Genomic DNA, 21,759 nt, shown 5'->3' with positions numbered 1-21,759 from the left:
GAAACAGCGGTGGTCCTGCCGGGTAACATCCGCCCCGCACGCTCTACGCCATGACCTCGAATGCGCGTGTGGTGGTGATCGGCGCCGGGATCGCGGGCGTGCGTCTCGCCCGGCGGCTCGGTGAGCTCGGCACGCCCGCGCTGCTGATCGGCGACGAGGAGCACCGGCCGTACAACCGGGTGCTGCTCACCGAGGTGCTGGCCGGGCGGTACGGCCCCGAGGTGACAGCGCTGCCCGCGCCCGCGGACCTGGTCCGCACCCGCGTCACCGGCATCGACCCCGCCGCGCGGACGCTGACCTGCGCGGACGGCTCGACGATCGCGTACGACAGGCTCGTGCTGGCCACCGGGTCCAACCCGCGACTTCCGCCGCTGCGCGGGTTGTTCGGCGCGGAACGTCACCTGCCGGTGGGCGTGCACGCCTTCCGCACCATGGACGACTGCCTCGGCCTGTCGAGCGCCGTACGGCCCGGCGTGCGCGCCGTCGTCATCGGCGGCGGCCTGCTCGGCGTGTCCGCGGCCCGCGCACTCGCCGTACGCGGCGCACAGGTCGTCCTGGCACAGCAGGCGGAACGGCTGATGGAGCGCCAGCTCGACCCGGACGCCTCCCGGCTCGTCCACCGGCATCTGCGGGGCCTCGGCGTCGAGGTGCACACCGCGTGCCGGGTGCGCGACGTGCGCTGCGCCGGCGGCGCCGTCCGCTGCGTGGAGATGGCCGACGGCTACGCCCTCGACACCGACCTCGTCGTCCTGGCCTGCGGCGTCCACCCGCGCGTCGGCCTCGCCCGCGACGCGGGTCTCACCGTCCACGAGGGGGTGGTCGTGGACGACGAACTGCGCACCTCCGACCCGCACATCCACGCCGTCGGCGACTGCGCGCAGCACGACGGCACGGTGTACGGCCTGGCCACCCCCGCCGTCGAGCAGGCCGACGCCCTCGCCGCTCTGCTCGGCGGGCAGGCCACCGCCCGCTACACCGGCACCCGCGCGCTCACCCGGCTCACCCTCGCCGGGCCCACCGCCCTCTCCTCCGGGGGGTCCGCCCCCGGAGGCCCCGGCGCCTTCGGCAGCGCCCCTTCCCACCTCGCCGCCTTCGGCCCCGGCCCCTTCGACCTCGCCGCCTTCGGCGAGACGCAGAGCCGCCCCGGTGACGACGTCGTCCAGCTCACCGACGCCACCCGCGGCACGTACCGCAGGGTCGTCGTCCGCGACGACCGCCTGGTCGGCGGGGTCCTCGTCGGCGAACTCGGCACGGTCGGCGCGCTCGCCCGCGCCTGGGAGGGGGCGGAGCCGCTCCCCGCCACCGGCCCGCTGCTCCACCTGCTCACCCACGACGGAGGCTCCTGATGACCAACCCACCGGACGTGACACCGGAAGCCGTTCCCACGATCGTGCTCGTCGGTCACGGCATGGTCGGGCAGCGTTTCCTCGAGGCGCTCGCCGAGCGCGGCCTGACCGCCACGCACCGTGTGGTCGTGCTCTGCGAGGAGCCGCGTCCGGCGTACGACCGCGTGCAGCTCACCTCGTACTTCTCGGGCACCACGCCCGCGGAACTGTCCCTGACCGACGGGGAGTTCATCGGCCGGCACGGCATCGAGCTGCGCCTCGGGGACCCGGCCGAGCACGTCGACCGCAGGGCACGGACGGTCACCGCCCGGTCCGGGGAGGTCTTCGCGTACGACGTCCTCGTCCTCGCCACCGGCTCGTACCCGTTCGTACCGCCGGTTCCGAACAAGGACGCCGCCGGCTGTTTCGTCTACCGCACCCTCGATGACCTCCTCGCCATCGAGGAGTACGCCGGGAAGGCGAGGACCGGTGCCGTCGTCGGCGGCGGTCTGCTGGGCCTCGAAGCCGCCGGCGCGCTCGAGGGACTGGGGATCGCGACCCACATCGTGGAGTTCGCGCCCCGGCTGATGCCCCTCCAGGTCGACGAGGGCGGCGGCGCGGCACTGCTGCGCACCATCGAGAACAGGGGACTGTCCGTCCACACGGGCGTCGGCACGCAGGAGATCCTGACCGGCCCCGACGGCTCGGTCACCGGGATGAGGCTGTCCGACGGGTCGGAGCTCGCCACCGACCTGGTGGTGTTCTCCGCCGGGGTCCGGCCCCGCGACCAGCTGGCGCGCGACTGCGGTCTGACGGTCGGCGAGCGCGGTGGCATCGTGGTGGACGAGCAGTGCCGCACGGTCCGTGACCCGCGCGTGTTCGCGATCGGCGAGTGCGCGCTGGCCGCCGACGGCCGGGTGTACGGGCTGGTCGCGCCCGGCTACGAGCAGGCCGAGACGGCCGCCGCCACCCTTGCCCGAGTCGAGGCGGAGTTCACCGGCGCCGACCTGTCCACCAAACTGAAGCTGCTCGGCGTGGACGTGGCGTCCTTCGGCGACGCGCACGGCACCACCGAGGACTGCCTGGACGTCGTCTACTCCGACTCCCGCGCGGGCCTGTACAAGAAGCTGGTCGTCGGCCGGGACGGCACGCTGCTCGGCGGCGTCCTGGTCGGCGACGCGGAGGCGTACGGCACACTGCGCGCCTTCACCGGCTCTGTCCCGCCGGTCGCGCCCGAGTCGCTCGTCCTGCCGGCCGGTGCCGGCGCCCCGGCGCGGCTCGGCCCGTCCGCGCTGCCGGACGACGCGATCGTCTGCTCCTGCCACAACGTCAGCAAGGGCACCGTCCGCGGCGCGGTGACCGAGCACGCCTGCACCACGGTGCCCGAGGTGCAGAAGTGCACCAGGGCCGGTACCGGCTGCGGCTCCTGCGTGAAGGTGCTCGGGCAGCTCGTCACCGCCGAACTGGAGGCGTCCGGCGTCGAGGTCGACAAGGGCCTGTGCGGCTGCTTCGCGCAGACCCGCGAGGAGCTGTACGAGATCGTGCTCGCCCTGCGCGTCGGCTCGTACCGGGAGTTGCTGGACCGGCACGGCCGCGAGGACGCCCGGGGCGGCGAGGGCTGCGAGGTCTGCAAGCCGGCGGTCGGCTCGGTCATCGCCTCCCTCGCCCCGGTGATCGGCGCGAGCGGCTACGTCCTGGACGGCGAGCAGGCCGCCCTGCAGGACACCAACGACCACTTCCTGGCCAACCTGCAGCGGAACGGCTCGTACTCCGTCGTGCCGCGCATCCCCGGCGGTGAGATCGCCCCGGAGAAGCTGATCGTGATCGGGGAGATCGCCCGTGACTTCGGGCTCTACACGAAGATCACCGGCGGCCAGCGCATCGACATGTTCGGCGCCCGCGTCGAACAGCTCCCGCCGATCTGGGCGCGGCTGGTCGACGCCGGATTCGAGTCCGGGCACGCCTACGGGAAGTCGCTGCGCACCGTGAAGTCCTGCGTGGGGCGGACCTGGTGCCGTTACGGCGTCCAGGACTCGGTCCGCATGGCGATCGACCTGGAGCTGCGCTACCGGGGCCTGAGGTCCCCGCACAAGCTGAAGTCGGCGGTCTCCGGCTGCCAGCGCGAGTGCGCGGAGGCCCGGTCGAAGGACTTCGGCGTGATCGCCACGGCGGGCGGCTGGAACCTGTACGTCGGCGGCAACGGCGGCGCCACCCCGCGCCACGCCGACCTCCTCGCGCAGGACCTCTCCGACGCCGAACTGGTCCGCCTGATCGACCGGTTCCTGATGTTCTACATCCGCACCGCCGATCGCCTGGAGCGCACCTCGGCCTGGCTGGAGCGCGTCCCGGGCGGCCTGGACCACGTACGGGACGTCGTCGTGCACGACTCGCTCGGCATCTGCGACGAGCTGGAGTCCCTGATGCGGGCCCACGTCTCGCACTACCGCGACGAGTGGGCCGAGACCCTCGGCGATCCCGGGAAGCTCGCCCGGTTCGTGTCCTTCGTGAACGCCCCCGGCACCCCCGACCCGGTCGTCGCGTTCGTCCCCGAGCGCGACCAGATCAAGCCCGACCTGCCGCTCCTGACGACCATCGGCATGCGGCCCCCGGACCCCACAGACCTTGCGGAATCCCCCCTTTCCGCCCCCTCCGACCCGGAAGGAAGCGCCCGGCGATGACCCTCACACTCGAGACGACCGACCCCAAGGCCCAGGCCCAGGACCAGGACCAGGCCCAGGCCCAGGCCCAGGCCCCGGTTCAGGCGGAAGCCCAGGTCCAGGTCCGGCTACGACCGTCGGACGGCTCCGGCTCCGGCTCCGGCTCCGACGACTGGTTCACCGTCTGCGACCTGAGCACGCTGTTCCCCGGCCGGGGCGTGGCCGCCCTGCTCCCCGACGGCCGCCAGGTGGCCCTGTTCCTGGACCGGAGCGGCAGGCTCTACGCCGTCGGCAACCGCGACCCGTTCACCGGCGCGGCCGTCCTCTCCCGCGGCCTGACCGGCACTCACCGGGGCCACCCGTTCGTCGCCTCACCACTGCTGAAGCAGCGCTTCGACCTGGAGTCGGGGCGGTGCCTGGACGAGGACGGGGTGCGCGTGGCGACGTACGAGGTGCGCGCCTCGTAACGACACGGTTGACCGCCGACCCGACCGCCAACCCGACCGCCGCTCCGACCGCTGATGCGGACGCCGGTCCGACCGCTAATTCGGATGCCGGGAGGCCGTCGGCTCACTAGGCTGACGGCGTCCAGGTGCGCAGGTTGCGGCTACTTCTCCTGTCAAGAGGGAAACGCGGGTTCGAATCCCGCCGCCGGCTCTCGGGCCGGTGTCGTCCAGTGGCCGAGGACACCGACGTCGCCGCCGCCGACTGTGATCTCTGGACACCGCCCGGCCCGAGGGCCGTTCGCCGGCCACGCCAAGAGGACGACACCCCCGCACAGGGTGCCGTCCTCTTGTTTTCGCGGTCCGGGGCCGGGGCCCGCCGGTGAGGGTGGCAGGGAACGGGGCACGGCTCCGGAGTCTGCCGGGTGGGTCAGCGGTGGTCACTGCCCTTCGACGTCACCGCGGCGCGTCCCGCCTCCAGGCGGGCCACCGGGATGCGGAACGGGGAGCAGGAGACGTAGTCGAGGCCGACCTCGTGGAAGAAGTGGACCGACTCCGGGTCGCCGCCGTGCTCGCCGCAGACGCCGAGCTTCAGGTCGGGGCGGGTCGCCCGGCCCGCCTCGACCGCCGACTTCACCAGGGAACCCACGCCGTCCTTGTCGATCGTCTCGAACGGGGAGACGCCGAAGATGCCCTTCTCCAGGTACGCCGTGAAGAAGGAGGCCTCCACGTCGTCCCGGCTGAAGCCCCACACGGTCTGGGTGAGGTCGTTCGTGCCGAAGGAGAAGAACTCCGCGGCCTCGGCGATCTGGCCGGCGGTGAGCGCCGCGCGCGGCAGCTCGATCATCGTGCCGATCGCCAGCTTCAGCCGCGTACCGCTCGCCTCCTCCACCTCGGCGATGACCTTGTCGGCCTCGTCGCGGACCAGTTCCAGCTCCTGCACGGTGCCGACGAGCGGGATCATGACCTCCGCGCGCGGGTCGCCCTTGGCCGCCTTGCGCTCGGCGGCGGCCTCGGCGATCGCCCGGACCTGCATGGTGAACAGGCCGGGGATGACCAGGCCGAGGCGTACGCCGCGCAGGCCCAGCATCGGGTTCTGCTCGTGCAGCCGGTGCACGGCCTGCAGCAGGCGCAGCTCGTTCTCGTGCGGCTCCTGGCGGGACTCGGCCAGGGCGACGCGTACGGAGAGCTCCGTGATGTCGGGCAGGAACTCGTGCAGCGGCGGGTCGAGGAGGCGGACGGTGACCGGGAGACCGTCCATGGACTCGAAGAGCTGCACGAAGTCCTGCTTCTGCAGCGGGAGCAGCTCCTTGAGGGACTCCTCGCGCTCGGCCTCGGTGTCGGCCAGGATCAGCCGCTCGACCAGTTCGCGCCGGTCGCCGAGGAACATGTGCTCGGTGCGGCACAGGCCGATGCCCTGGGCGCCGAAGCGGCGGGCGCGCAGCGCGTCCTCGGCGTTGTCGGCGTTGGCGCGCACCCGCAGGCGGCGTTTGCGGTCGGCGAAGGCCATCATGCGGTGCACGGCCTCGACCAGTTCGTCGGCGTCGTCGGCACCGGGGTGCATCCGGCCCTCGAAGTACTCCACGACCGGGGACGGCACGACCGGGACCTCGCCCAGGTAGACCTTGCCCGAGGAGCCGTCGATGGAGATGACGTCGCCCTCTTCGACGACGTGGCCGCCCGGCACGGTCATCCGGCGGCGCTTGGTGTCGACCTCCAGTTCCTCGGCGCCGCAGACGCATGTCTTGCCCATGCCGCGTGCGACGACGGCCGCGTGCGAGGTCTTGCCGCCGCGCGAGGTGAGGATGCCCTCGGCGGCGATCATGCCGTCCAGGTCGTCGGGGTTGGTCTCGCGGCGGATCAGGATGACCTTCTCGCCGGAGCGGGACCACTTGATGGCCGTGTACGAGTCGAAGACGGCCTTGCCGACGGCCGCGCCCGGGGAGGCGGCGATGCCCCGGCCGACCTGCTCGACCCTGGCGTCCTCGTCGAAGCGCGGGAACATCAGCTGCGCGAGCTGGGCCCCGTTGACGCGGGTGAGCGCCTCGGCCTCGTCGATCAGGCCCTGGTCGACGAGCTGCGTGGCGATACGGAAGGCGGCGCCGGCGGTGCGCTTGCCGACGCGGGTCTGGAGCATCCAGAGCTGGCCGCGCTCGATGGTGAACTCGATGTCGCAGAGATCCCTGTAGTGGTTCTCCAGGGTCTCCATGATCTGCATGAGCTGGTCGTACGACTTCTTGTCGATGGACTCCAGCTCGGCGAGCGGCACGGTGTTGCGGATGCCCGCCACGACGTCCTCGCCCTGGGCGTTCTGCAGGTAGTCGCCGTAGACGCCCTGGTGGCCGGAGGCGGGGTCGCGGGTGAAGGCGACGCCGGTGCCGGAGTCCGGGCCGAGGTTGCCGAAGACCATGGAGCACACGTTGACGGCGGTGCCGAGGTCGTGCGGGATGCGCTCCTGGCGGCGGTACAGCTTGGCGCGCTCGCCGTTCCAGGAGTCGAAGACCGCGCGGATGGCGAGGTCCATCTGCTCGCGCGGGTCCTGTGGGAAGTCGCGGCCCGTCTCGGTCTTGACGATCTTCTTGAAGCGGGTGACCAGCTTCTTGAGGTCGGCGGCCTCCAGCTCGGTGTCGACCGTGACCTTCTTGGCCTCCTTGGCCTTCTCCAGCGCGTCCTCGAAGAGGTCGCCGTCGACGCCGAGGACCGTCTTGCCGAACATCTGGATGAGGCGGCGGTAGGAGTCCCACGCGAAGCGGTCGTCACCGGCCTGCCGGGCGAGGCCCTGCACCGACGTGTCGGAGAGGCCGATGTTGAGGACCGTGTCCATCATGCCGGGCATGGAGAACTTGGCGCCCGAACGGACGGACACCAGCAGGGGGTCGTCGGCCTGGCCGAGCTTCTTGCCCATCGTGGCTTCGAGGGCGTCGAGGTGCGCACTCACCTCGTCACGCAGTGCCGCAGGCTCCTCGCGACTGTCGAGGTAGGTTTTGCAGGCCTCGGTGGTGATGGTGAAGCCGGGCGGCACGGGAAGACCGAGATTGGTCATCTCGGCGAGGTTCGCCCCTTTGCCTCCCAGAAGGTCCTTGAGGTCCTTGTTGCCCTCTGTGAAGTCGTAAACGAACTTCACGCCCTCAACGTTCTGGGTCGGCTGAGCTACGTGGGGGTCTGTGTTTTCCGACACGGGTCTCGACTCCTCGAGGACGCGGTGGCTGCCCTGACGTCGGGGAATGTACCCAGATCGAAGGCACCTGGGTACGTCCACTTGTGCGTCATGAGCCTGTGACCACTCGGCCGCCAGCGGATCGAAAGTCACCGCCGGGCAAGCCGTCGCCGACGGATGTTTTCATTTCTTGAACGCACCCCCTCTTCGAGGATCGCGATACCCGCTCAAACGAGCGATAGTCGGCACGTCTGAGTTCGATCGATGAACGATCATGACGTGGCACTGAGTGCCAGTCTTTGGAGAAGTGCAGCCGTCCGCGATTCGCTCATCTGAGCGCACCGACGATCAGGGGTGGCGAGAATCACGCTGCCACAGCCTCCGGAATTTCACCATCCGGACGAGGGCCGGGGGTGAGAGCGGGGGTGAGAGCGGGAGCGGCCGGGTTGTGAGGTGGGCCGAAGGCCCCGAGGCAGGCGGAGGCCGAAGGGCAGGGGCGGGGCGGGCCGGATGCGGGGCAGGGGCAGGCAAGGGGCCGAGGGCAAAGGCAGGCCGGGGTCAGGGCAGGACGGGCGAAGGGCCGAGGGCAGGCACGGGCCGGGGACCGAGGCCAGGGGCGGGCCGGGGCAGCCACGGGCGCCGGGTCAGTGCAGGCCGGACGTCGAGGGCCGAGGCGGGCCGGCCCCGTAGGACCTGCGCGTGAGGGCCCGTCACACCCCGAGCGCCAGCAGCCGCTCCTCCACCCGCTCCGGCGCGTACAGATGCTCCACGACCAGCGCACCCGCGCCCACCAGGCCGGCCCGCTCCCCCAGCCGGGAGGTGACGACCTCCAGGTTGGCGGTGGAGCGGGGCAGCGCCCGCTGGTACAGAAGCTCCCGCACCCCGGTGACGAAGGGAATTCCGGCCAGATCGCCCGCGATCATCAGCACGCCGGGGTTCAGCAGGGTCACGACCGTCGCCAGTACGTCCCCCACCTGCCGCCCCGCCTCCCGGGCGAGCCCGACCGCCTCCGGGTGACCGGCCGCCAGCAGGTCCCGCACGTCCGAGCCGGACGCGGCAGGCACCCCGGCCTCGGCCAGCCGCCGCGCCACGGCACCGCCGCTCGCGAGGGCGGCCAGGCAGCCGTAGGAACCGCACCGGCACAGTGCCTCGGCGCCCTCCGGGACGCGGATGTGCCCGATGTCCCCGGCGCCGCCGTCGATGCCCCGGTAGATGGTGCCGCCCACCACGACCCCGGCGCCGATGCCGGTGGAGACCTTCACCAGCACGAACGCCGAGCAGTCCGGGTGCCCGGTGCGCTGTTCGCCGTACGCCATGAGGTTGGCGTCGTTGTCGACCAGTACCGGTACGGGCCCGGAGCCGGTGTGTTCCGTGAACGCGTCGGCGAGGCGGCTCCGGATGTCGTAGCCGTCCCAGCCGGGCATGATCGGCGGCTGGACCACGCGGCCGGTGTCGCTGTCCACGGGGCCGGGCACCGCGAGACCGATGCCGCAGACCTCCACGGCGGGGCGCCCCGCCTTCTCCAGCAGCTCGGCGAACCAGCGGCCGAGCTCCGCGAGAACGATGTCGGGCCCGTCCTGGATGGCGAGCGCGCCGGCGTGCTCGGCGAGCAGCTCGCCGCCGAGGGACAGCACGGCCGCGCGGGCGTGCCGGGTGTCGAGGTCGGCGGCGAGGACGACCGCGTGGTCGTCGTCGAACTCCAGCGTGATCGAGGGGCGCCCGCCCTGCGGCGAGTCCACCGGCCCCCCGGCGCCCTCGCGCAGCCACCCCGCACGGAACAGCCGGTCGAGGCGCTGGCCGACGGTGGCCCGGGACAGGCCCGTGACCTGCTGGAGCGCGCCGCGCGTGGTGGCGCGGCCGGTGCGCACCAACGCGAGCAGGTCGCCGGCGCTCGCCTGGCCGCCGCCCGCTCTGCCGGCCCTGCCCCGTGGCCCGGATCCGTTCATGCGCACCCCCTCGGTTTCTCAACCTTGCATTACATAGTGGGTTTTGCCTGCTCAAAAGACGTAACTCTACGGTAGTCATCGCCGAAGTGGTCGACCAGACGTCTTCAAGTCTGACGGGCCTCGGGGTGAGGCAGGTCCGGCCCGCGTCGTGCCTACCCCGGGAACAGGGTAGGGACGACATCTCCCGCCGGGCGCTTCGACCGCGCCCCGTTGAACACGAGCGCCCCGTCGGCCGTACCTCATGACGGCGGGCCCGCCCCCCACCGGGCCCGCCGTCCACCGGACCGGCCGTTCCACGGCTCCCTGGTTCCGGCTGCCGACCTCCGGCTTCCGGGGTGCGGGGTGCGGGTTCCGAGGTTCGGGCTCCGGCTTCCTGGTTCCGGGGTTCGGGTTCCAGGGCCCGGGGCTCGAGGCTCCGGGTCACGAACTTGGGCCTCCGGCCTCGGCCCCCGGTTTCGTACGGCCGGGGGCTCCAGTGCACGGCACGGGCGACGCGGTCGTCGTCGTCCCCGGACGCGCCGGACGCGCCGGACCCGACCGTGACGCGCCGGTGTGGCGTAGGACCACCGGGCGACCGCGCCGGTGCGTAGAGGACGCACGCCGTCCACGGCCGCTCACCGGCCGCGTACGGGGCGACGGTTCACCCGCGAGGGCCGGTCAGCCCCCGGAGGTGTCCAGTTCGGCGTCCTCTCCCACGTCCGCGCAGTCGTACGGGTCCTTGAGCCAGCCGTCCGGCAGGACCACGCGGTTGTTGCCCGAGGTACGGCCACGGGGGCCGTCGGCACCGGCCGGCCAGGGCTGGTCGAGGTCCAGCTCGTCGAGCCCGGCGCGCAGGTCGGCCAGGGACGAGGTGATCGCGAGGCGCTTGCGCATCTCGGAGCCGACGGCGAAGCCCTTCAGGTACCAGGCGACGTGTTTGCGGAAGTCCACGACGCCCTTCGTCTCGTCGCCGGTCCACTCGCCGAGCAGCGTCGCGTGCCGCACCATGACCTCGGCGACCTCGCGCAGGCCCGGGCGGGCGATGTCGTCGTCCCGGCCCTCGAAGGCGGCGACGAGGTCGGAGAACAGCCACGGCCGGCCCAGGCAGCCGCGGCCCACGACCACGCCGTCGCAGCCGGTCTCGCGCACCATCCGCAGCGCGTCCCCGGCCGACCAGATGTCGCCGTTGCCGAGTACGGGAATCTCCGGGACGTGCTCCTTGAGGCGGGCGATGGCCTCCCAGTCGGCGGTGCCGCCGTAGTGCTGGGCGGCCGTGCGGCCGTGCAGGGCGATGGCGGTGACGCCCTCCTCGACGGCGATACGGCCGGCGTCGAGGTAGGTGATGTGGTCGTCGTCGATGCCCTTGCGCATCTTCATCGTCACCGGCAGGTCGCCCGCGCCGCTGACGGCCTCGCGCAGGATGGCGCGCAGCAGGTTCCGCTTGTAGGGCAGGGCGGAGCCGCCGCCCTTGCGGGTGACCTTGGGCACGGGGCAGCCGAAGTTCAGGTCGATGTGGTCGGCGAGGCCCTCCTCCGCGATCATGCGGACGGCCTTGCCCACGGTCGCCGGGTCGACGCCGTACAGCTGGATCGAGCGGGGCCGCTCGGTCGCGTCGAACCTGATCAGCTGCATGGTCTTGTCGTTGCGCTCGACCAGTGCCCGGGTCGTGATCATCTCGCTGACGAACAGCCCTTTGCCCCCGCTGAACTCCCTGCACAGGGTGCGGAACGGGGCGTTGGTGATCCCGGCCATCGGGGCCAGCACGACGGGCGGCTGCACGTCGTGGGGGCCGATTCTCAGCGCCGAGGCCGTGGTCGGGGCCGGAGTCGGCGTCGGGATCGAGCGCGAGGTCGTCGTCGGTGTCGGCATGGGCATTCCCCCATTGTCCCGTACGCGGCCGGGTACCCGCGCAGAGGACCGTGCATCGGTCATTAGTTAACCGCACTATCGAACGCTACGATGGACAGCATGCCCGAGCTCAGCCACCGCCGACGGCTTCTGGTGCTCGCGATCTGCTGCATGAGCCTGCTGATCGTGAGCCTGGACAACACCGTCCTCAACGTCGCCCTGCCCGCGATGCAGCGCGAGTTCCACGCCGGCACGTCGGGACTGCAGTGGACGATCGACGCGTACACGCTGGTCCTGGCCTCGCTGCTGATGCTCGCGGGTTCCACGGCCGACCGGATCGGGCGCAGACGCGTCTTCATGGCGGGCCTGGTGGTCTTCACCGTCGGCTCCGCCCTGTGCTCGGTCGCGCCGAGCCTGGAGGCGCTGGTGGCGTTCCGGACGGTGCAGGCGGTCGGCGGTTCGATGCTCAATCCGGTCGCCATGTCGATCATCACCAACACCTTCACCGACCCGCGCGAGCGGGCCCGCGCGATAGGCGCCTGGGGTGCGGTCGTCGGCATCTCGATGGCCGCGGGGCCGCTGGTCGGCGGGCTGCTCGTGGAGTCGGTGGGCTGGCGGTCGATCTTCTGGCTCAACCTGCCCGTGGGCCTCGCCGCGCTGCTGCTCACCCGGCGGTTCGTGCCCGAGTCCCGGGCGCGGAAGGCCCGCCGCCCCGACCCGTTCGGACAGGCCCTGGTCATCGTCCTCTTCGGCAGCCTGACATACGCGATCATCGAGGCGCCGAACGCGGGCGGCGCGGTGGTCCTGCCGTTCGCCGCGCTCGCGCTCACCGCCCTCGTGACCCTGGTGTGGTACGAACCTCGCCGCACCGAACCCCTCATCGACCTGCGGTTCTTCGGCTCGGTGCCGTTCAGCGGGGCCACCGTGATCGCGGTCGCCTCCTTCGCGGCGCTCGGCGGTTTCCTGTTCCTGTCCACGCTGTACCTGCAGAACGTGCGCGGGCTGAGCGCCCTGGACGCGGGGCTGTGGATGCTGCCCATGGCCGTCCCGACGTTCCTGTGCGCGCCGGTGTCCGGCCGGCTGGTCGGCACGCGCGGGCCACGGGTGCCGCTGGTGATCGCGGGCTGCGCGATGACGGTCAGCGGACTGCTGTTCGCCCTGTTCGAGGCCGAGACGACGAACGCCACACTGTTCACCGGATACGTCCTGTTCGGCATCGGCTTCGGCTTCGTCAACGCGCCCATCACCAACACCGCGGTGTCCGGCATGCCCCGCGCGCAGGCCGGCGTCGCCGCGGCCGTGGCCTCCACCAGCCGGCAACTCGGCCAGACCCTCGGCGTCGCGGTCATCGGCGCGGTACTGGCGACGGGCGTGGGTTCCTCCCCGTACCGGGACACGTTCGTGTCGGCGGCCCAGCCGGGCTGGTGGATCCTCACGGCGTGCGGCGCCGCGGTACTGATACTGGCCGCGGTGACGACCGGCTCCCGGGCCCGCCGCACGGCCGAACGCACGGCGGAGCGCCTGGAGTCGGCGGAGGTCCGCGAGGCGGCGGGCGTGAGCGCGTAGGACCGGGCCCGGCCTCCGCGAACGGCGCCGCACGGCCCCTCCACCCCCCGGCCGACCACGACTTGGTCAACTCGGCGGGGGCAGTCCCCCCGTTGATGTTGGTCATGAGGCACACTCCATCTCGTCCTTGTCCGCGGAAGCCGGAGGTCTCATGCCCCAGATCGACACGAGCAAGGTGAGCCGCTGGGACCGGCACGGCAGACAGCACGTGGTCCACGTCCAGCGCACGGGCGTACAGCGCACCATCGAGTGCGGCACGTGCGGCTGGCGCCGGGGCGCGCAGTTCCTGCCGTGGCTGAAGGCCCAGGAACACCTCGCGGAGGCCCACCAGGCAACGGTGGACCCGACGGAGGCCTAGCGCCCCCGGTGCCCCGCAGCTGCTGCCCCTGCGCACCGCCACGGGAATCCTCTTGTGAGGGCGCTCCCAGCGCAGACAGGATGCCGTGGTGACCTCCTCCGCGACTCCTGCCACCTCCGCCACGGCGCCCGGTTCTCCCGGCGTACGCGCCTACCGCCCCGCCGACCGGGCGGCCCTCGACGACATCTGCATCCGCACCGCGCACAACGGCCAGGACGCCCGGCCCGTGTACGCGGACCCCGCCGTCATCCCGGCGGTCTTCGCGTCCCCGTACGTCCATCTGGAACCGGAGCTGGCCTTCGTCCTGGACGACGGGCACGGGCGGGCCGTCGGTTACATCGTCGGCGCCGCCGACACCCCGGCCTTCGCGGCGGCCTTCCGCACCGAGTGGCTGCCGCTGGTCGCGGACCGCTACCCGGCCCCCACCAGATCGCCGGCCACACCGGACGAGGTGATGCTGGGGCTGCTGCACGACCCGGAGCGGATGATCGTGCCCGAGGTGGCCGACTACCCGGCCCATCTGCACATCGACCTGCTCCCCGCGTGGCAGGGCCGCGGTTACGGACGCGTCCTGATGCACTCTCTGCTGCGGGCCCTGCGGGACAGGGGCGTCCCGGCGATCCACCTGTGCATGGCCACCGCCAACGTCCCGGCCCGCGCCTTCTACGACCGGATGGGCTTCCACGAGATCGACGTGCCGGACCCCGGGCCGGTCGCGTACCTGGGGCGGACGACGGCGGACGCCGACCTGCTCTGAAGCGCACCGGGCGTGCCACGGCTCCGGCACCACGGCCGGCTGCCGCAGCCGCCGCGCCCTGTGCGTGTGCCCGAGGTGCCCCGCCGGCGGTCCTGGCGCGACGCGGGCGAAACGGTGCCGGGCGATCGTGCGGAACGGCTCAGCCGGCCCGCAGGCCCCGTATCACCAGGTCCACGACCGCCTCGAACTCGGCCTCGGCCTCGGGCCGTTCCCACTCCCGGGCGTGGGCCGGGTCGTGGAAGCGCCCGGTCGCCAGGAACACCGCGCCGGCGGTGACGTCCGGGTCGGTGTGCCGGAAGCCCCCGTCGCTCACTCCGTCCCGCACGATCCGGGCCAACTGCCCGGTCAGGTCGGTGATGTGCTCGCCCACGGCCTCGCCGTTCTCCTCCGCGAGGACCGTGTAGGTGGCGAACAGCTCTGGGTCCAGGCCCGCCTTGCGCCGCTTCGCGTCGAACAGCACCTTCAGCCACTCCCGCAGCCGTGCCTCCGCGTCGCCCTCCTCGGTGGCGATGCCTGCCAGCGCCTGCGACGTACGGTCCAGCCAGCGCTTGGTGACCGCCTCGCGCAGTGCCGCCTTGGTGCGGAAGTGCCGGTAGACGCTGCCGTGGCTGACACCGAGCGCCCGGGCCACGTCCACCACGGTCGCCTTGGCCGGGCCATGGCGGCGCAGCACCTCCTCGGTCACCTCGAGGATGCGCTCGGCGGTCAGGGTCTCGCTGGTCGGTGCCATGGGAGAGACGGTACCGGCGGCCGCATCAGCGCTCGCTGTCGAGGTGTGCCATCTGTGCGGCCGGGTACCGCTCGCCGGCCACCGCGTCGGCGGGCACGGCCGTCTCGATCGCGCGGAGGTCGGACTCGCCGAGCGTGACGTCGAGGGCGCCGAGGGCCTCGGCCAGCCGCTCGCGGGTGCGGGCGCCGACGAGCGGCACGATGTCCTCGCCGCGGGACAGCGCCCAGGCGATGGCGATCTGCGCGACGGAGACGCCGTGCTGCTCGGCGATCGTCCGCAGGGCGTCCACGAGGTCGAGGTTGCGGCGGAGGTTGTCGCCCTGGAAGCGGGGCGAGTGGGCGCGGAAGTCGTCGGCGGCGAGCTGCCGGTCGCGCCCGAAGTGACCGGAGATCAGGCCCCGCGACAGCACGCCGTAGGCGGTGACGCCGATGCCCAGTTCGCGGGTGGTGGGCAGGATCTCGTCCTCGATGCCGCGGGAGATCAGGGAGTACTCGATCTGGAGGTCCGCGATGGGGGCGGTCGCGGCGGCGCGGCGGATGGTCCCGGCGCCGACCTCGCTGAGGCCGACGTGGCGGACGTGGCCCTTCTCGACGAGTTCGGCGATGGCGCCGACGGTCTCCTCGATCGGCACGTCCGGGTCGAGGCGGGCGATGCGGTAGACGTCGATGTGGTCGACGCCGAGCCGCTGGAGGGAGTACGCGGCGAAGTTCCGCACGGCGGCGGGCCGGCCGTCGTAGCCCGACCAGGAGCCGTCGGGACCGCGCAGCGCGCCGAACTTGACGCTGACCAGGGCCTGTTCACGGCGGGTGGCGGGGGCGGCGCGCAGGGCCTCGCCGATGAGCATCTCGTTGTGCCCCATGCCGTAGAAGTCGCCGGTGTCGAGCAGGGTGACGCCCGCTTCGAGGGCGGCGTGGATCGTGGCGACGGACTCGGCGCGGTCGGCCCGGCCGTACAGCGCGGACATGCCCATGCAGCCGAGGCCGAGAGCGGAGACGCGCGGTCCGGTGACGCCGAGGGGACGGGTTTCCATGAGGGCTCCTTGGTCGGCCGAGGGGAACCCCTCCACCTTCGCATGACAGCTGACAGATTTCCATATCTGTCAACTGGGCTGTCATGTGTCGCGCGCCCTCCCACCCGCTCCACCACCAAACGGACCGCGGCACGGACGGCGCATGTGCACACGAAGACGCCCACCCGCTCCCCGGCCGAAGCCGGGCAACGGATGGGCGTCCGCGGGTTCCAGTGAGCGCTACGGACCTAGCAGCCGATGAGGCGCGAGGCCAGGTAGCCCTCGATCTGGTCGAGGGAGACCCGCTCCTGCTTCATCGTGTCGCGCTCGCGCACGGTCACGGCGTTGTCGTCCAGCGTGTCGAAGTCGACGGTCACGCAGTACGGCGTACCGATCTCGTCCTGGCGGCGGTAGCGGCGGCCGATGGCGCCCGCGTCGTCGAAGTCGATGTTCCAGTTCTGCCGCAGCGCCTGGGCGAGGCCCTTGGCCTTCGGGGAGAGCTCCGGGTTGCGGGACAGCGGGAGCACGGCGACCTTCACCGGGGCGAGGCGGGGGTCGAGGCGCAGCACGGTGCGCTTCTCCAGCTTGCCCTTGGCGTTGGGGGCCTCGTCCTCGACGTACGCGTCGAGCAGGAACGCCAGCATGGCGCGGCCGACACCGGCCGCGGGCTCGATGACGAACGGCGTCCAGCGCTCGCCGGCCTCCTGGTCGAAGTAGGAGAGGTCCTGGCCGCTGGACTTGGCGTGGGAGGAGAGGTCGTAGTCGGTGCGGTTGGCGACGCCCTCGAGCTCGCCCCACTCGCTGCCGCCGAACTGGAAGCGGTACTCGATGTCGGCGGTGCGCTTGGAGTAGTGGGAGAGCTTCTCCTTCGGGTGCTCGTACCAGCGCATGTTCTCTTCACGCATGCCGAGGCCGGTGTACCAGTTCCAGCGCTGCTCCATCCAGTACTCCTGCCACGTCTCGTCCTCGCCCGGCTTGACGAAGAACTCCATCTCCATCTGCTCGAACTCGCGCGTGCGGAAGATGAAGTTGCCGGGCGTGATCTCGTTGCGGAAGGACTTGCCCATCTGCGCGATGCCGAACGGCGGCTTGCGGCGTGACGTGGTCTGCACCTGGGCGAAGTTGGTGAAGATGCCCTGGGCGGTCTCGGGGCGCAGGTAGGCGACGGAGCCGCTGTCCTGGGTGGGGCCGAGGTGGGTGGAGAGCAGGCCCGAGAACTGCTTGGGCTCGGTGAACTGGCCCTTGTTGCCGCAGTTGGGGCAGTTGATGTCGGCGAGGCCGTTCTCCGGGGCGCGCCCCTTCTTCTCCTCGTACGACTCCTCCAGGTGGTCCGCGCGGAACCGCTTGTGGCAGGAGGTGCACTCGGTGAGCGGGTCCGTGAAGGTGGCGACGTGACCGGAGGCGACCCACACCTCGGGGGCCAGGATCACGGACGAGTCGATGCCGACGACGTCCTCGCGCGAGGTCACCATGTAGCGCCACCACTGGCGCTTGAGGTTCTCCTTGAGCTCGACACCCAGCGGTCCGTAGTCCCAGGCGGCGCGCTGGCCGCCGTAGATCTCACTACAGGGGAATACGAAGCCACGGCGCTTGCTCAGGCTGACGATGGTGTCGATCTTGTCGGCGGCCACGGTGCTCTCTTCATTACGACGACGGGCGACGAAGCGAGATGCTTCCAGCGAATGCCCCAGGTTACCGGCGCGGCCTGCCCTCCGATCAAATCGGTGCCCCGAGCGGGCCTTGTTGACAACGGTTTCCACATTTGTTGAAAATGACTGTCATGAACGTACGACGACATTACATATCCGGGTTGGCGACCGTCTCGGCCACCGCGCTCGCCCTGGGCGCGCTCTCCGCCTGCTCCGGCAGTGCCGTAGCGGGCAACACGGACAAGTTCGACGTCGTCGCGTCGTTCTACCCGATGGCCTACCTCGCCGAGCGGATCGGCGGGAGGCACGTCAACGTCACCAGCCTCACCGAGCCCGGCCAGGAGCCGCACGACCTGGAGATCAGCGCCCGGCAGCGGGCCCAGCTGGAGGAGTCCGACGCCGCCCTCTACCTCAAGGGCCTGCAGCCCACCGTGGACGAGGCCGTCGCCCAGTCCGGCGTGAAGACGAAGATCGACACGGCGGCGCTCACCACGCTGGAGGACTTCGGCACCGGGGACGGCCACGACGAGGCCGGCTCCGGGGAGGAAGGGCACGCCGAGGGGGAGCACGCGCGCGACCCCCACCTCTGGCTGGACCCGGCGAAGTACGCCGAGGTCGCCCGGGGCGTCGGCACGGCCTTCGCGAAGGCCGACCCGGACCACGCCGCCGACTACAAGAAGAACACCGCGGGCCTGGTAGAGAAGCTCACCGCCCTCGACACCGCCTTCGAGGAAGGCCTCAGGGACACGAAAAGCAAGGTCTTCTTCACCAACCACGCCTCCTTCGGCTACCTCGCCCACCGCTACGGCCTCACCCAGGAAGCCATCTCCGGCCTCGACCCGGAGAGCGAGCCCAGCGCGGCCCGCGTCAGGGAGCTCCAGCGGGAGGCCGGGGCAGACGGCGTGACCACCGTGTTCTACGAGACACTGGTGTCGGACAAGACGGCCAGAACCCTCGCCAGGGACGCCGGCCTCAGGACAGACGTACTGGACCCCCTCGAGGGCATCACCGACACCTCCCGGGGCCACGACTACATGCAGGTCATGGAGTCCAATCTCGACGCACTCAAGAAAGCCCTCGGCGGCAAGTGACCACACTGGAGGACGGTATGACCGAGCCCGTCATCTCGTTGCGCGGCGTCCGTGCCGAACTGGGCTCGCGCCCCGTCCTGCGCGGCATCGACCTCACCGTGCGCCGCGGTGAGGTCGTCGCGCTGCTCGGCGCGAACGGTTCGGGCAAGTCGACGGCCGTGCGCAGCGTCATCGGCCAGGTGCCGGTGACCGCCGGGGACGTCGAACTGTTCGGCACCCCGCGCCGCCGGTTCCGCGACTGGGCGCGCGTGGGCTACGTACCGCAGCGCACCACCGCCGCCGGCGGCGTCCCCGCCACCGTCACCGAGATCGTCACCTCCGGCCGGCTCTCGCGCGCCCGGTTCGGGATGCTGCGCCGGGCGGACCACGAGGCCGTGCGCCGCGCCCTGGACCTGGTCGGCATGGCGGACCGGGCGAAGGACTCGGTGAACGCGCTGTCCGGCGGCCAGCACCAGCGGGTGCTGATCGCCCGCGCGCTCGCCGCCGGCCCCGAGCTGCTGATCATGGACGAGCCGATGGCGGGCGTCGACCTGGACAGCCAGGAGGTCCTCGCCGAGACCCTGCGCGAGCAGGTCGGCCGCGGCGTGTCCGTGCTGCTGGTCCTGCACGAGCTCGGCCCGCTGGAGCCGCTCATCGACCGCGCGGTCGTCCTGCGCGACGGCTGTGTCGTGCACGACGGCCCGCCCCCGAAGGCGGTCGGCCAGCACGCGCTGCCCGGCCACGACCACGTACACCCGCACGCGCCACAGGGCGCCGAGCCGATCCGCACGGGACTGCTGAGCTGATGGAAATCCTGAACTACGCCTTCATGCAGCGGGCCCTGCTGGCGGCCGTCCTGGTCGGCGTCACGGCCCCGGCCGTCGGCATCTACCTCGTGCAGCGCCGCCAGGCCCTGATGGGCGACGGCATCGGGCACGTCGCGATGACCGGCGTCGGCCTCGGATTCCTGCTGTCCTGGTCGCCGGTGTGGATGGCGACCGCCGTCTCCGTACTGGGCGCGATCCTCATGGAGCTCATCCGATGGTACGGCCGCACCCGCGGCGACATCGCCCTGGCCATGCTGTTCTACGGCGGCATGGCGGGCGGCGTGATGTTCATCAACCTCGCGCCGGCCGGCTCCAACGCGAACCTCACGTCGTACCTCTTCGGCTCCCTGTCCACGGTGAGCGAGTCGGACGTGACGGCGATCTGCGTGCTGGCGGCGTTCGTGGTGCTGGTCACGCTGGGACTGCGGCGGCAGTTGTTCGCGGTCAGCCAGGACGAGGAGTTCGCGAGGGTGACGGGCCTGCCGGTGCGGGCCCTGAACCTGCTGACGGCCGTCACCGCCGCCGTCACCGTGACCGTCGCCATGCGTGTCGTGGGGCTGCTGCTCGTCTCGGCGCTGATGGTCGTCCCGGTGGCCGCCGCGCAGCAGCTCACCCGCAGTTTCGCGGCCACGTTCGTGATCGCCGTGGCGATCGGCGTGAGCGTGACCATCGGCGGCACCGTCACCTCGTACTACCAGGACGTACCGCCCGGCGCGACGATCGTGCTGCTGACCATCGGCGCGTTCGTGCTGCTCACGGCGCTGGCGGCGCCGCTGGCCCGGCGTCGGGCCCGTGCCCTGGCCGGGGAGCGGCCCGCCGGTGACCCCGCCGAGTGCGCTATCCCGGCCGACCGGGTGGCGGCCGGAAAGAACAGCGTCTGACCGGCCACGGCACGGGCTGGCACAATGACCCGGGCACAGGCAGACGTCAGGAGGCATTCGGTGACCACCGCTGGACCGCCCGTGAAGGGCCGCGCCACCCGGCAGCGTGCCGCCGTGGCGGCGGCCCTGGACGAGGTCGAGGAGTTCCGCAGCGCGCAGGAGCTCCACGACATGCTCAAGCACAAGGGCGATTCGGTCGGTCTCACCACCGTCTACCGCACCCTTCAGTCCCTCGCCGAGGCCGGTGAGGTCGACGTCCTGCGCACGTCCGACGGCGAGTCCGTGTACCGCCGCTGCTCGTCCGGCGAGCACCACCACCATCTCGTGTGCCGCACGTGCGGCAGCGCGGTCGAGGTCGAGGGCCCGGCCGTGGAGAAGTGGGCGGAGGCCATCGCGGCGGAGCACGGGTACGTGAACGTGGCCCACACGGTGGAGATCTTCGGCACCTGTGCGGACTGCGCCGCGGGCCCAGCGGGTCCGTAAGCGCGGGAGCCCATCAGGTTCGTCGGCGCGGCGGGCCCATGAACGCCGCGGACCCCACGGGTTCGTCAGCGCGGGAGGCCCCGGGAGCTCCGCGGACCCCACGAGTCCGTGAGCGCCGCGGCGGCTCGTCCGTCGCGGACGGCGGGTGGTCATGGGCCCGGTGGACCCGCGCCCTTCCCGGGGCGCGGGTGCGCCCCCTCGGGGCGGGTCCACCGGGCCGCCGCCGTCAGGCCGCGTCAGGCCTCCGTCCGGCCCTCCATCGCCAGCAGTTCCTCGTTCGGGATCGCCCCGCCGAAGCGGCGGTCCCGGGACGCGAACTCCAGGCACGCGCGCCACAGGTCACGACGGTCGAAGTCCGGCCACAGGACGTCCTGGAAGACCATCTCCGCGTACGCGCTCTGCCACAGCAGGTAGTTGGACGTGCGCTGTTCGCCGCTCGGCCGCAGGAGCAGGTCCACGTCCGGCATGTCCGGGTAGTACAGGTACTTCTCGAAGGTCTTCTCATTCACCTTCGACGGGTCGAGCCGGCCCGCCCGCACGTCCTCGGCGATGGCCTGCGCGGCGTCGGCGATCTCGGCACGGCCGCCGTAGTTCATGCAGAAGTACAGCGTGAGCCGGTCGTTGTCCTTGGTCTGCTCCTGGGCGATCTGGAGCTCCTTGGCGACGGACTTCCACAGCTTGGGCATCCGGCCCACCCAGCGCACCCGCACCCCCAGTTCGTCGAGCTGGTCGCGGGTCTTGCGGATGAAGTCGCGGTTGAAGTTCATCAGGAAGCGCACCTCGTCGGGCGAGCGCTTCCAGTTCTCCGTGGAGAAGGCGTACAGCGAGATGGCGCCCACGCCCATCTCGACGGCGCCCTGGAGTACGTCCAGCACGCGCTCGGCGCCGACCTTGTGCCCCTCGGTACGCGGCAGGCCGCGGTCCTTGGCCCACCGGCCGTTGCCGTCCATGATGATCGCCACGTGGTTGGGGATCAGCTCGCCGGGGAGCTTCGGTGGCCGCGCGCCGGACGGGTGCGGCTCCGGCGTCCTGTACTCCCGGAGCCGGCGCCCCAGGAAACCGCGTACCGCCATG

The 21,759-nt window shown here is 71.8% G+C and carries 17 protein-coding genes and 1 tRNA gene; 11 read left to right on the top strand and 7 right to left on the bottom strand.

All coding sequences use genetic code 11. The features are described from left to right. Nucleotides 1-50 precede the first annotated feature (50 nt). From ABZ354_RS03445 to ABZ354_RS03430, 4 genes are all read left to right on the top strand, one after another. The gene (locus tag ABZ354_RS03445; RefSeq protein WP_358652470.1) at nt 51-1,346 is read left to right on the top strand and encodes an FAD-dependent oxidoreductase; all 1,296 of its coding nucleotides are present in this window, start codon (nt 51-53) and stop codon (nt 1,344-1,346) included. Further along, the gene (gene nirB / locus ABZ354_RS03440; RefSeq protein ID WP_358652468.1) at nt 1,346-4,003 is read left to right on the top strand and encodes a nitrite reductase large subunit NirB; all 2,658 of its coding nucleotides are present in this window, start codon (nt 1,346-1,348) and stop codon (nt 4,001-4,003) included. The genes ABZ354_RS03445 and nirB overlap by 1 nt, the downstream gene beginning before the upstream one ends. Beyond that, the gene (gene nirD / locus ABZ354_RS03435; RefSeq protein ID WP_358652466.1) at nt 4,000-4,449 is read left to right on the top strand and encodes a nitrite reductase small subunit NirD; all 450 of its coding nucleotides are present in this window, start codon (nt 4,000-4,002) and stop codon (nt 4,447-4,449) included. Before nirB ends, nirD begins: the two co-directional genes overlap by 4 nt. A gap of 110 nt (nt 4,450-4,559) precedes the next feature. Then, nucleotides 4,560-4,639: transfer RNA gene (locus ABZ354_RS03430), tRNA-Asp, on the top strand. Between the two features lie 216 nt (nt 4,640-4,855). On the opposite strand, the gene ppdK is transcribed toward ABZ354_RS03430, so the two are convergent. The 3 genes from ppdK to dusB form a co-directional block, all read right to left on the bottom strand. After that, nucleotides 4,856-7,549: a pyruvate, phosphate dikinase gene (gene ppdK / locus ABZ354_RS03425; protein WP_358652464.1), complete on the bottom strand. Its 2,694-nt coding sequence runs from the start codon at nt 7,547-7,549 to the stop codon at nt 4,856-4,858. A 743-nt stretch (nt 7,550-8,292) separates the two neighbouring features. Next, nucleotides 8,293-9,528: an ROK family protein gene (locus ABZ354_RS03420; RefSeq protein ID WP_358652463.1), complete on the bottom strand. Its 1,236-nt coding sequence runs from the start codon at nt 9,526-9,528 to the stop codon at nt 8,293-8,295. Between the two features lie 657 nt (nt 9,529-10,185). Then, nucleotides 10,186-11,376 (bottom strand): tRNA dihydrouridine synthase DusB, encoded by a 1,191-nt coding sequence (dusB, locus tag ABZ354_RS03415; RefSeq protein WP_358653132.1) that lies wholly within the window; start codon nt 11,374-11,376, stop codon nt 10,186-10,188. Nucleotides 11,377-11,475: 99 nt separating this feature from the next. Here dusB and ABZ354_RS03410 point away from each other — a divergent pair, with 99 nt between their 5' ends. The 3 genes from ABZ354_RS03410 (at nt 11,476) to ABZ354_RS03400 (ending at nt 14,036) form a co-directional block, all read left to right on the top strand. Beyond that, nucleotides 11,476-12,921, top strand: a complete 1,446-nt coding sequence (locus ABZ354_RS03410; RefSeq protein WP_358652461.1) for an MFS transporter — start codon at nt 11,476-11,478, stop codon at nt 12,919-12,921. A gap of 151 nt (nt 12,922-13,072) precedes the next feature. Beyond that, nucleotides 13,073-13,279 carry a hypothetical protein gene (locus ABZ354_RS03405; protein WP_358652459.1) on the top strand — a complete coding sequence of 69 codons (207 nt, stop codon included), beginning with the start codon at nt 13,073-13,075 and terminating at the stop codon, nt 13,277-13,279. 88 nt (nt 13,280-13,367) lie between these two features. Further along, nucleotides 13,368-14,036, top strand: a complete 669-nt coding sequence (locus ABZ354_RS03400) for a GNAT family N-acetyltransferase (RefSeq protein WP_358652457.1) — start codon at nt 13,368-13,370, stop codon at nt 14,034-14,036. A gap of 139 nt (nt 14,037-14,175) precedes the next feature. On the opposite strand, the gene ABZ354_RS03395 is transcribed toward ABZ354_RS03400, so the two are convergent. From ABZ354_RS03395 to ABZ354_RS03385, 3 genes are all read right to left on the bottom strand, one after another. Next, nucleotides 14,176-14,766 carry a TetR family transcriptional regulator gene (locus ABZ354_RS03395; protein ID WP_358652455.1) on the bottom strand — a complete coding sequence of 197 codons (591 nt, stop codon included), beginning with the start codon at nt 14,764-14,766 and terminating at the stop codon, nt 14,176-14,178. Between the two features lie 25 nt (nt 14,767-14,791). After that, nucleotides 14,792-15,796 (bottom strand): aldo/keto reductase, encoded by a 1,005-nt coding sequence (locus ABZ354_RS03390; RefSeq protein WP_358652453.1) that lies wholly within the window; start codon nt 15,794-15,796, stop codon nt 14,792-14,794. Nucleotides 15,797-16,023: 227 nt separating this feature from the next. Next, the gene (locus ABZ354_RS03385; RefSeq protein ID WP_358652451.1) at nt 16,024-17,406 is read right to left on the bottom strand and encodes a glycine--tRNA ligase; all 1,383 of its coding nucleotides are present in this window, start codon (nt 17,404-17,406) and stop codon (nt 16,024-16,026) included. A gap of 149 nt (nt 17,407-17,555) precedes the next feature. Between ABZ354_RS03385 and ABZ354_RS03380 the strand changes: the two genes are divergently transcribed. Genes ABZ354_RS03380 through ABZ354_RS03365 form a run of 4 tightly spaced genes read left to right on the top strand, consistent with a single transcriptional unit; the run spans nt 17,556 to nt 20,685 of the window. Beyond that, complete coding sequence (locus ABZ354_RS03380) at nt 17,556-18,515, top strand: metal ABC transporter substrate-binding protein (RefSeq protein WP_358652449.1); 960 nt, start codon at nt 17,556-17,558, stop codon at nt 18,513-18,515. Between the two features lie 17 nt (nt 18,516-18,532). Continuing rightward, nucleotides 18,533-19,300 (top strand): metal ABC transporter ATP-binding protein, encoded by a 768-nt coding sequence (locus tag ABZ354_RS03375; RefSeq protein ID WP_358652447.1) that lies wholly within the window; start codon nt 18,533-18,535, stop codon nt 19,298-19,300. Further along, a complete protein-coding gene (locus ABZ354_RS03370) occupies nt 19,300-20,202 on the top strand; it encodes a metal ABC transporter permease (RefSeq protein ID WP_358652445.1) in 903 nt (300 codons plus the stop codon). Before ABZ354_RS03375 ends, ABZ354_RS03370 begins: the two co-directional genes overlap by 1 nt. Before the next feature lie 60 nt (nt 20,203-20,262). Next, entirely contained in the window at nt 20,263-20,685 is a 423-nt protein-coding gene (locus ABZ354_RS03365) for a transcriptional repressor (RefSeq protein ID WP_358652443.1), read from the top strand. A gap of 236 nt (nt 20,686-20,921) precedes the next feature. On the opposite strand, the gene ABZ354_RS03360 is transcribed toward ABZ354_RS03365, so the two are convergent. Continuing rightward, complete coding sequence (locus ABZ354_RS03360) at nt 20,922-21,758, bottom strand: isoprenyl transferase (protein WP_358652441.1); 837 nt, start codon at nt 21,756-21,758, stop codon at nt 20,922-20,924. Nucleotide 21,759: the final 1 nt, after the last annotated feature.

The organism is Streptomyces sp. NPDC005925, from assembly GCF_040638805.1.
Taxonomy (GTDB): domain Bacteria; phylum Actinomycetota; class Actinomycetes; order Streptomycetales; family Streptomycetaceae; genus Streptomyces.
Note: the sequence above shows the minus strand (reverse complement) of the source record. Positions and strands in the feature narration are given on the sequence as shown.

Excerpts from the sequence above, each read along its gene's own strand:
- ABZ354_RS03445 (WP_358652470.1), top strand. The coding sequence starts at position 51 with ATGACCTCGAATGCGCGTGTGGTGGTGATCGGCGCCGGGATCGCGGGC.
- nirB (WP_358652468.1), top strand. The coding sequence starts at position 1,346 with ATGACCAACCCACCGGACGTGACACCGGAAGCCGTTCCCACGATCGTG.
- nirD (WP_358652466.1), top strand. The coding sequence starts at position 4,000 with ATGACCCTCACACTCGAGACGACCGACCCCAAGGCCCAGGCCCAGGAC.
- ABZ354_RS03420 (WP_358652463.1), bottom strand. The coding sequence starts at position 9,528 with ATGAACGGATCCGGGCCACGGGGCAGGGCCGGCAGAGCGGGCGGCGGC.
- dusB (WP_358653132.1), bottom strand. The coding sequence starts at position 11,376 with ATGCCGACACCGACGACGACCTCGCGCTCGATCCCGACGCCGACTCCG.
- ABZ354_RS03410 (WP_358652461.1), top strand. The coding sequence starts at position 11,476 with ATGCCCGAGCTCAGCCACCGCCGACGGCTTCTGGTGCTCGCGATCTGC.
- ABZ354_RS03405 (WP_358652459.1), top strand. The coding sequence starts at position 13,073 with ATGCCCCAGATCGACACGAGCAAGGTGAGCCGCTGGGACCGGCACGGC.
- ABZ354_RS03395 (WP_358652455.1), bottom strand. The coding sequence starts at position 14,766 with ATGGCACCGACCAGCGAGACCCTGACCGCCGAGCGCATCCTCGAGGTG.
- ABZ354_RS03390 (WP_358652453.1), bottom strand. The coding sequence starts at position 15,796 with ATGGAAACCCGTCCCCTCGGCGTCACCGGACCGCGCGTCTCCGCTCTC.
- ABZ354_RS03380 (WP_358652449.1), top strand. The coding sequence starts at position 17,556 with ATGAACGTACGACGACATTACATATCCGGGTTGGCGACCGTCTCGGCC.
- ABZ354_RS03375 (WP_358652447.1), top strand. The coding sequence starts at position 18,533 with ATGACCGAGCCCGTCATCTCGTTGCGCGGCGTCCGTGCCGAACTGGGC.
- ABZ354_RS03370 (WP_358652445.1), top strand. The coding sequence starts at position 19,300 with ATGGAAATCCTGAACTACGCCTTCATGCAGCGGGCCCTGCTGGCGGCC.
- ABZ354_RS03360 (WP_358652441.1), bottom strand. The coding sequence starts at position 21,758 with ATGGCGGTACGCGGTTTCCTGGGGCGCCGGCTCCGGGAGTACAGGACG.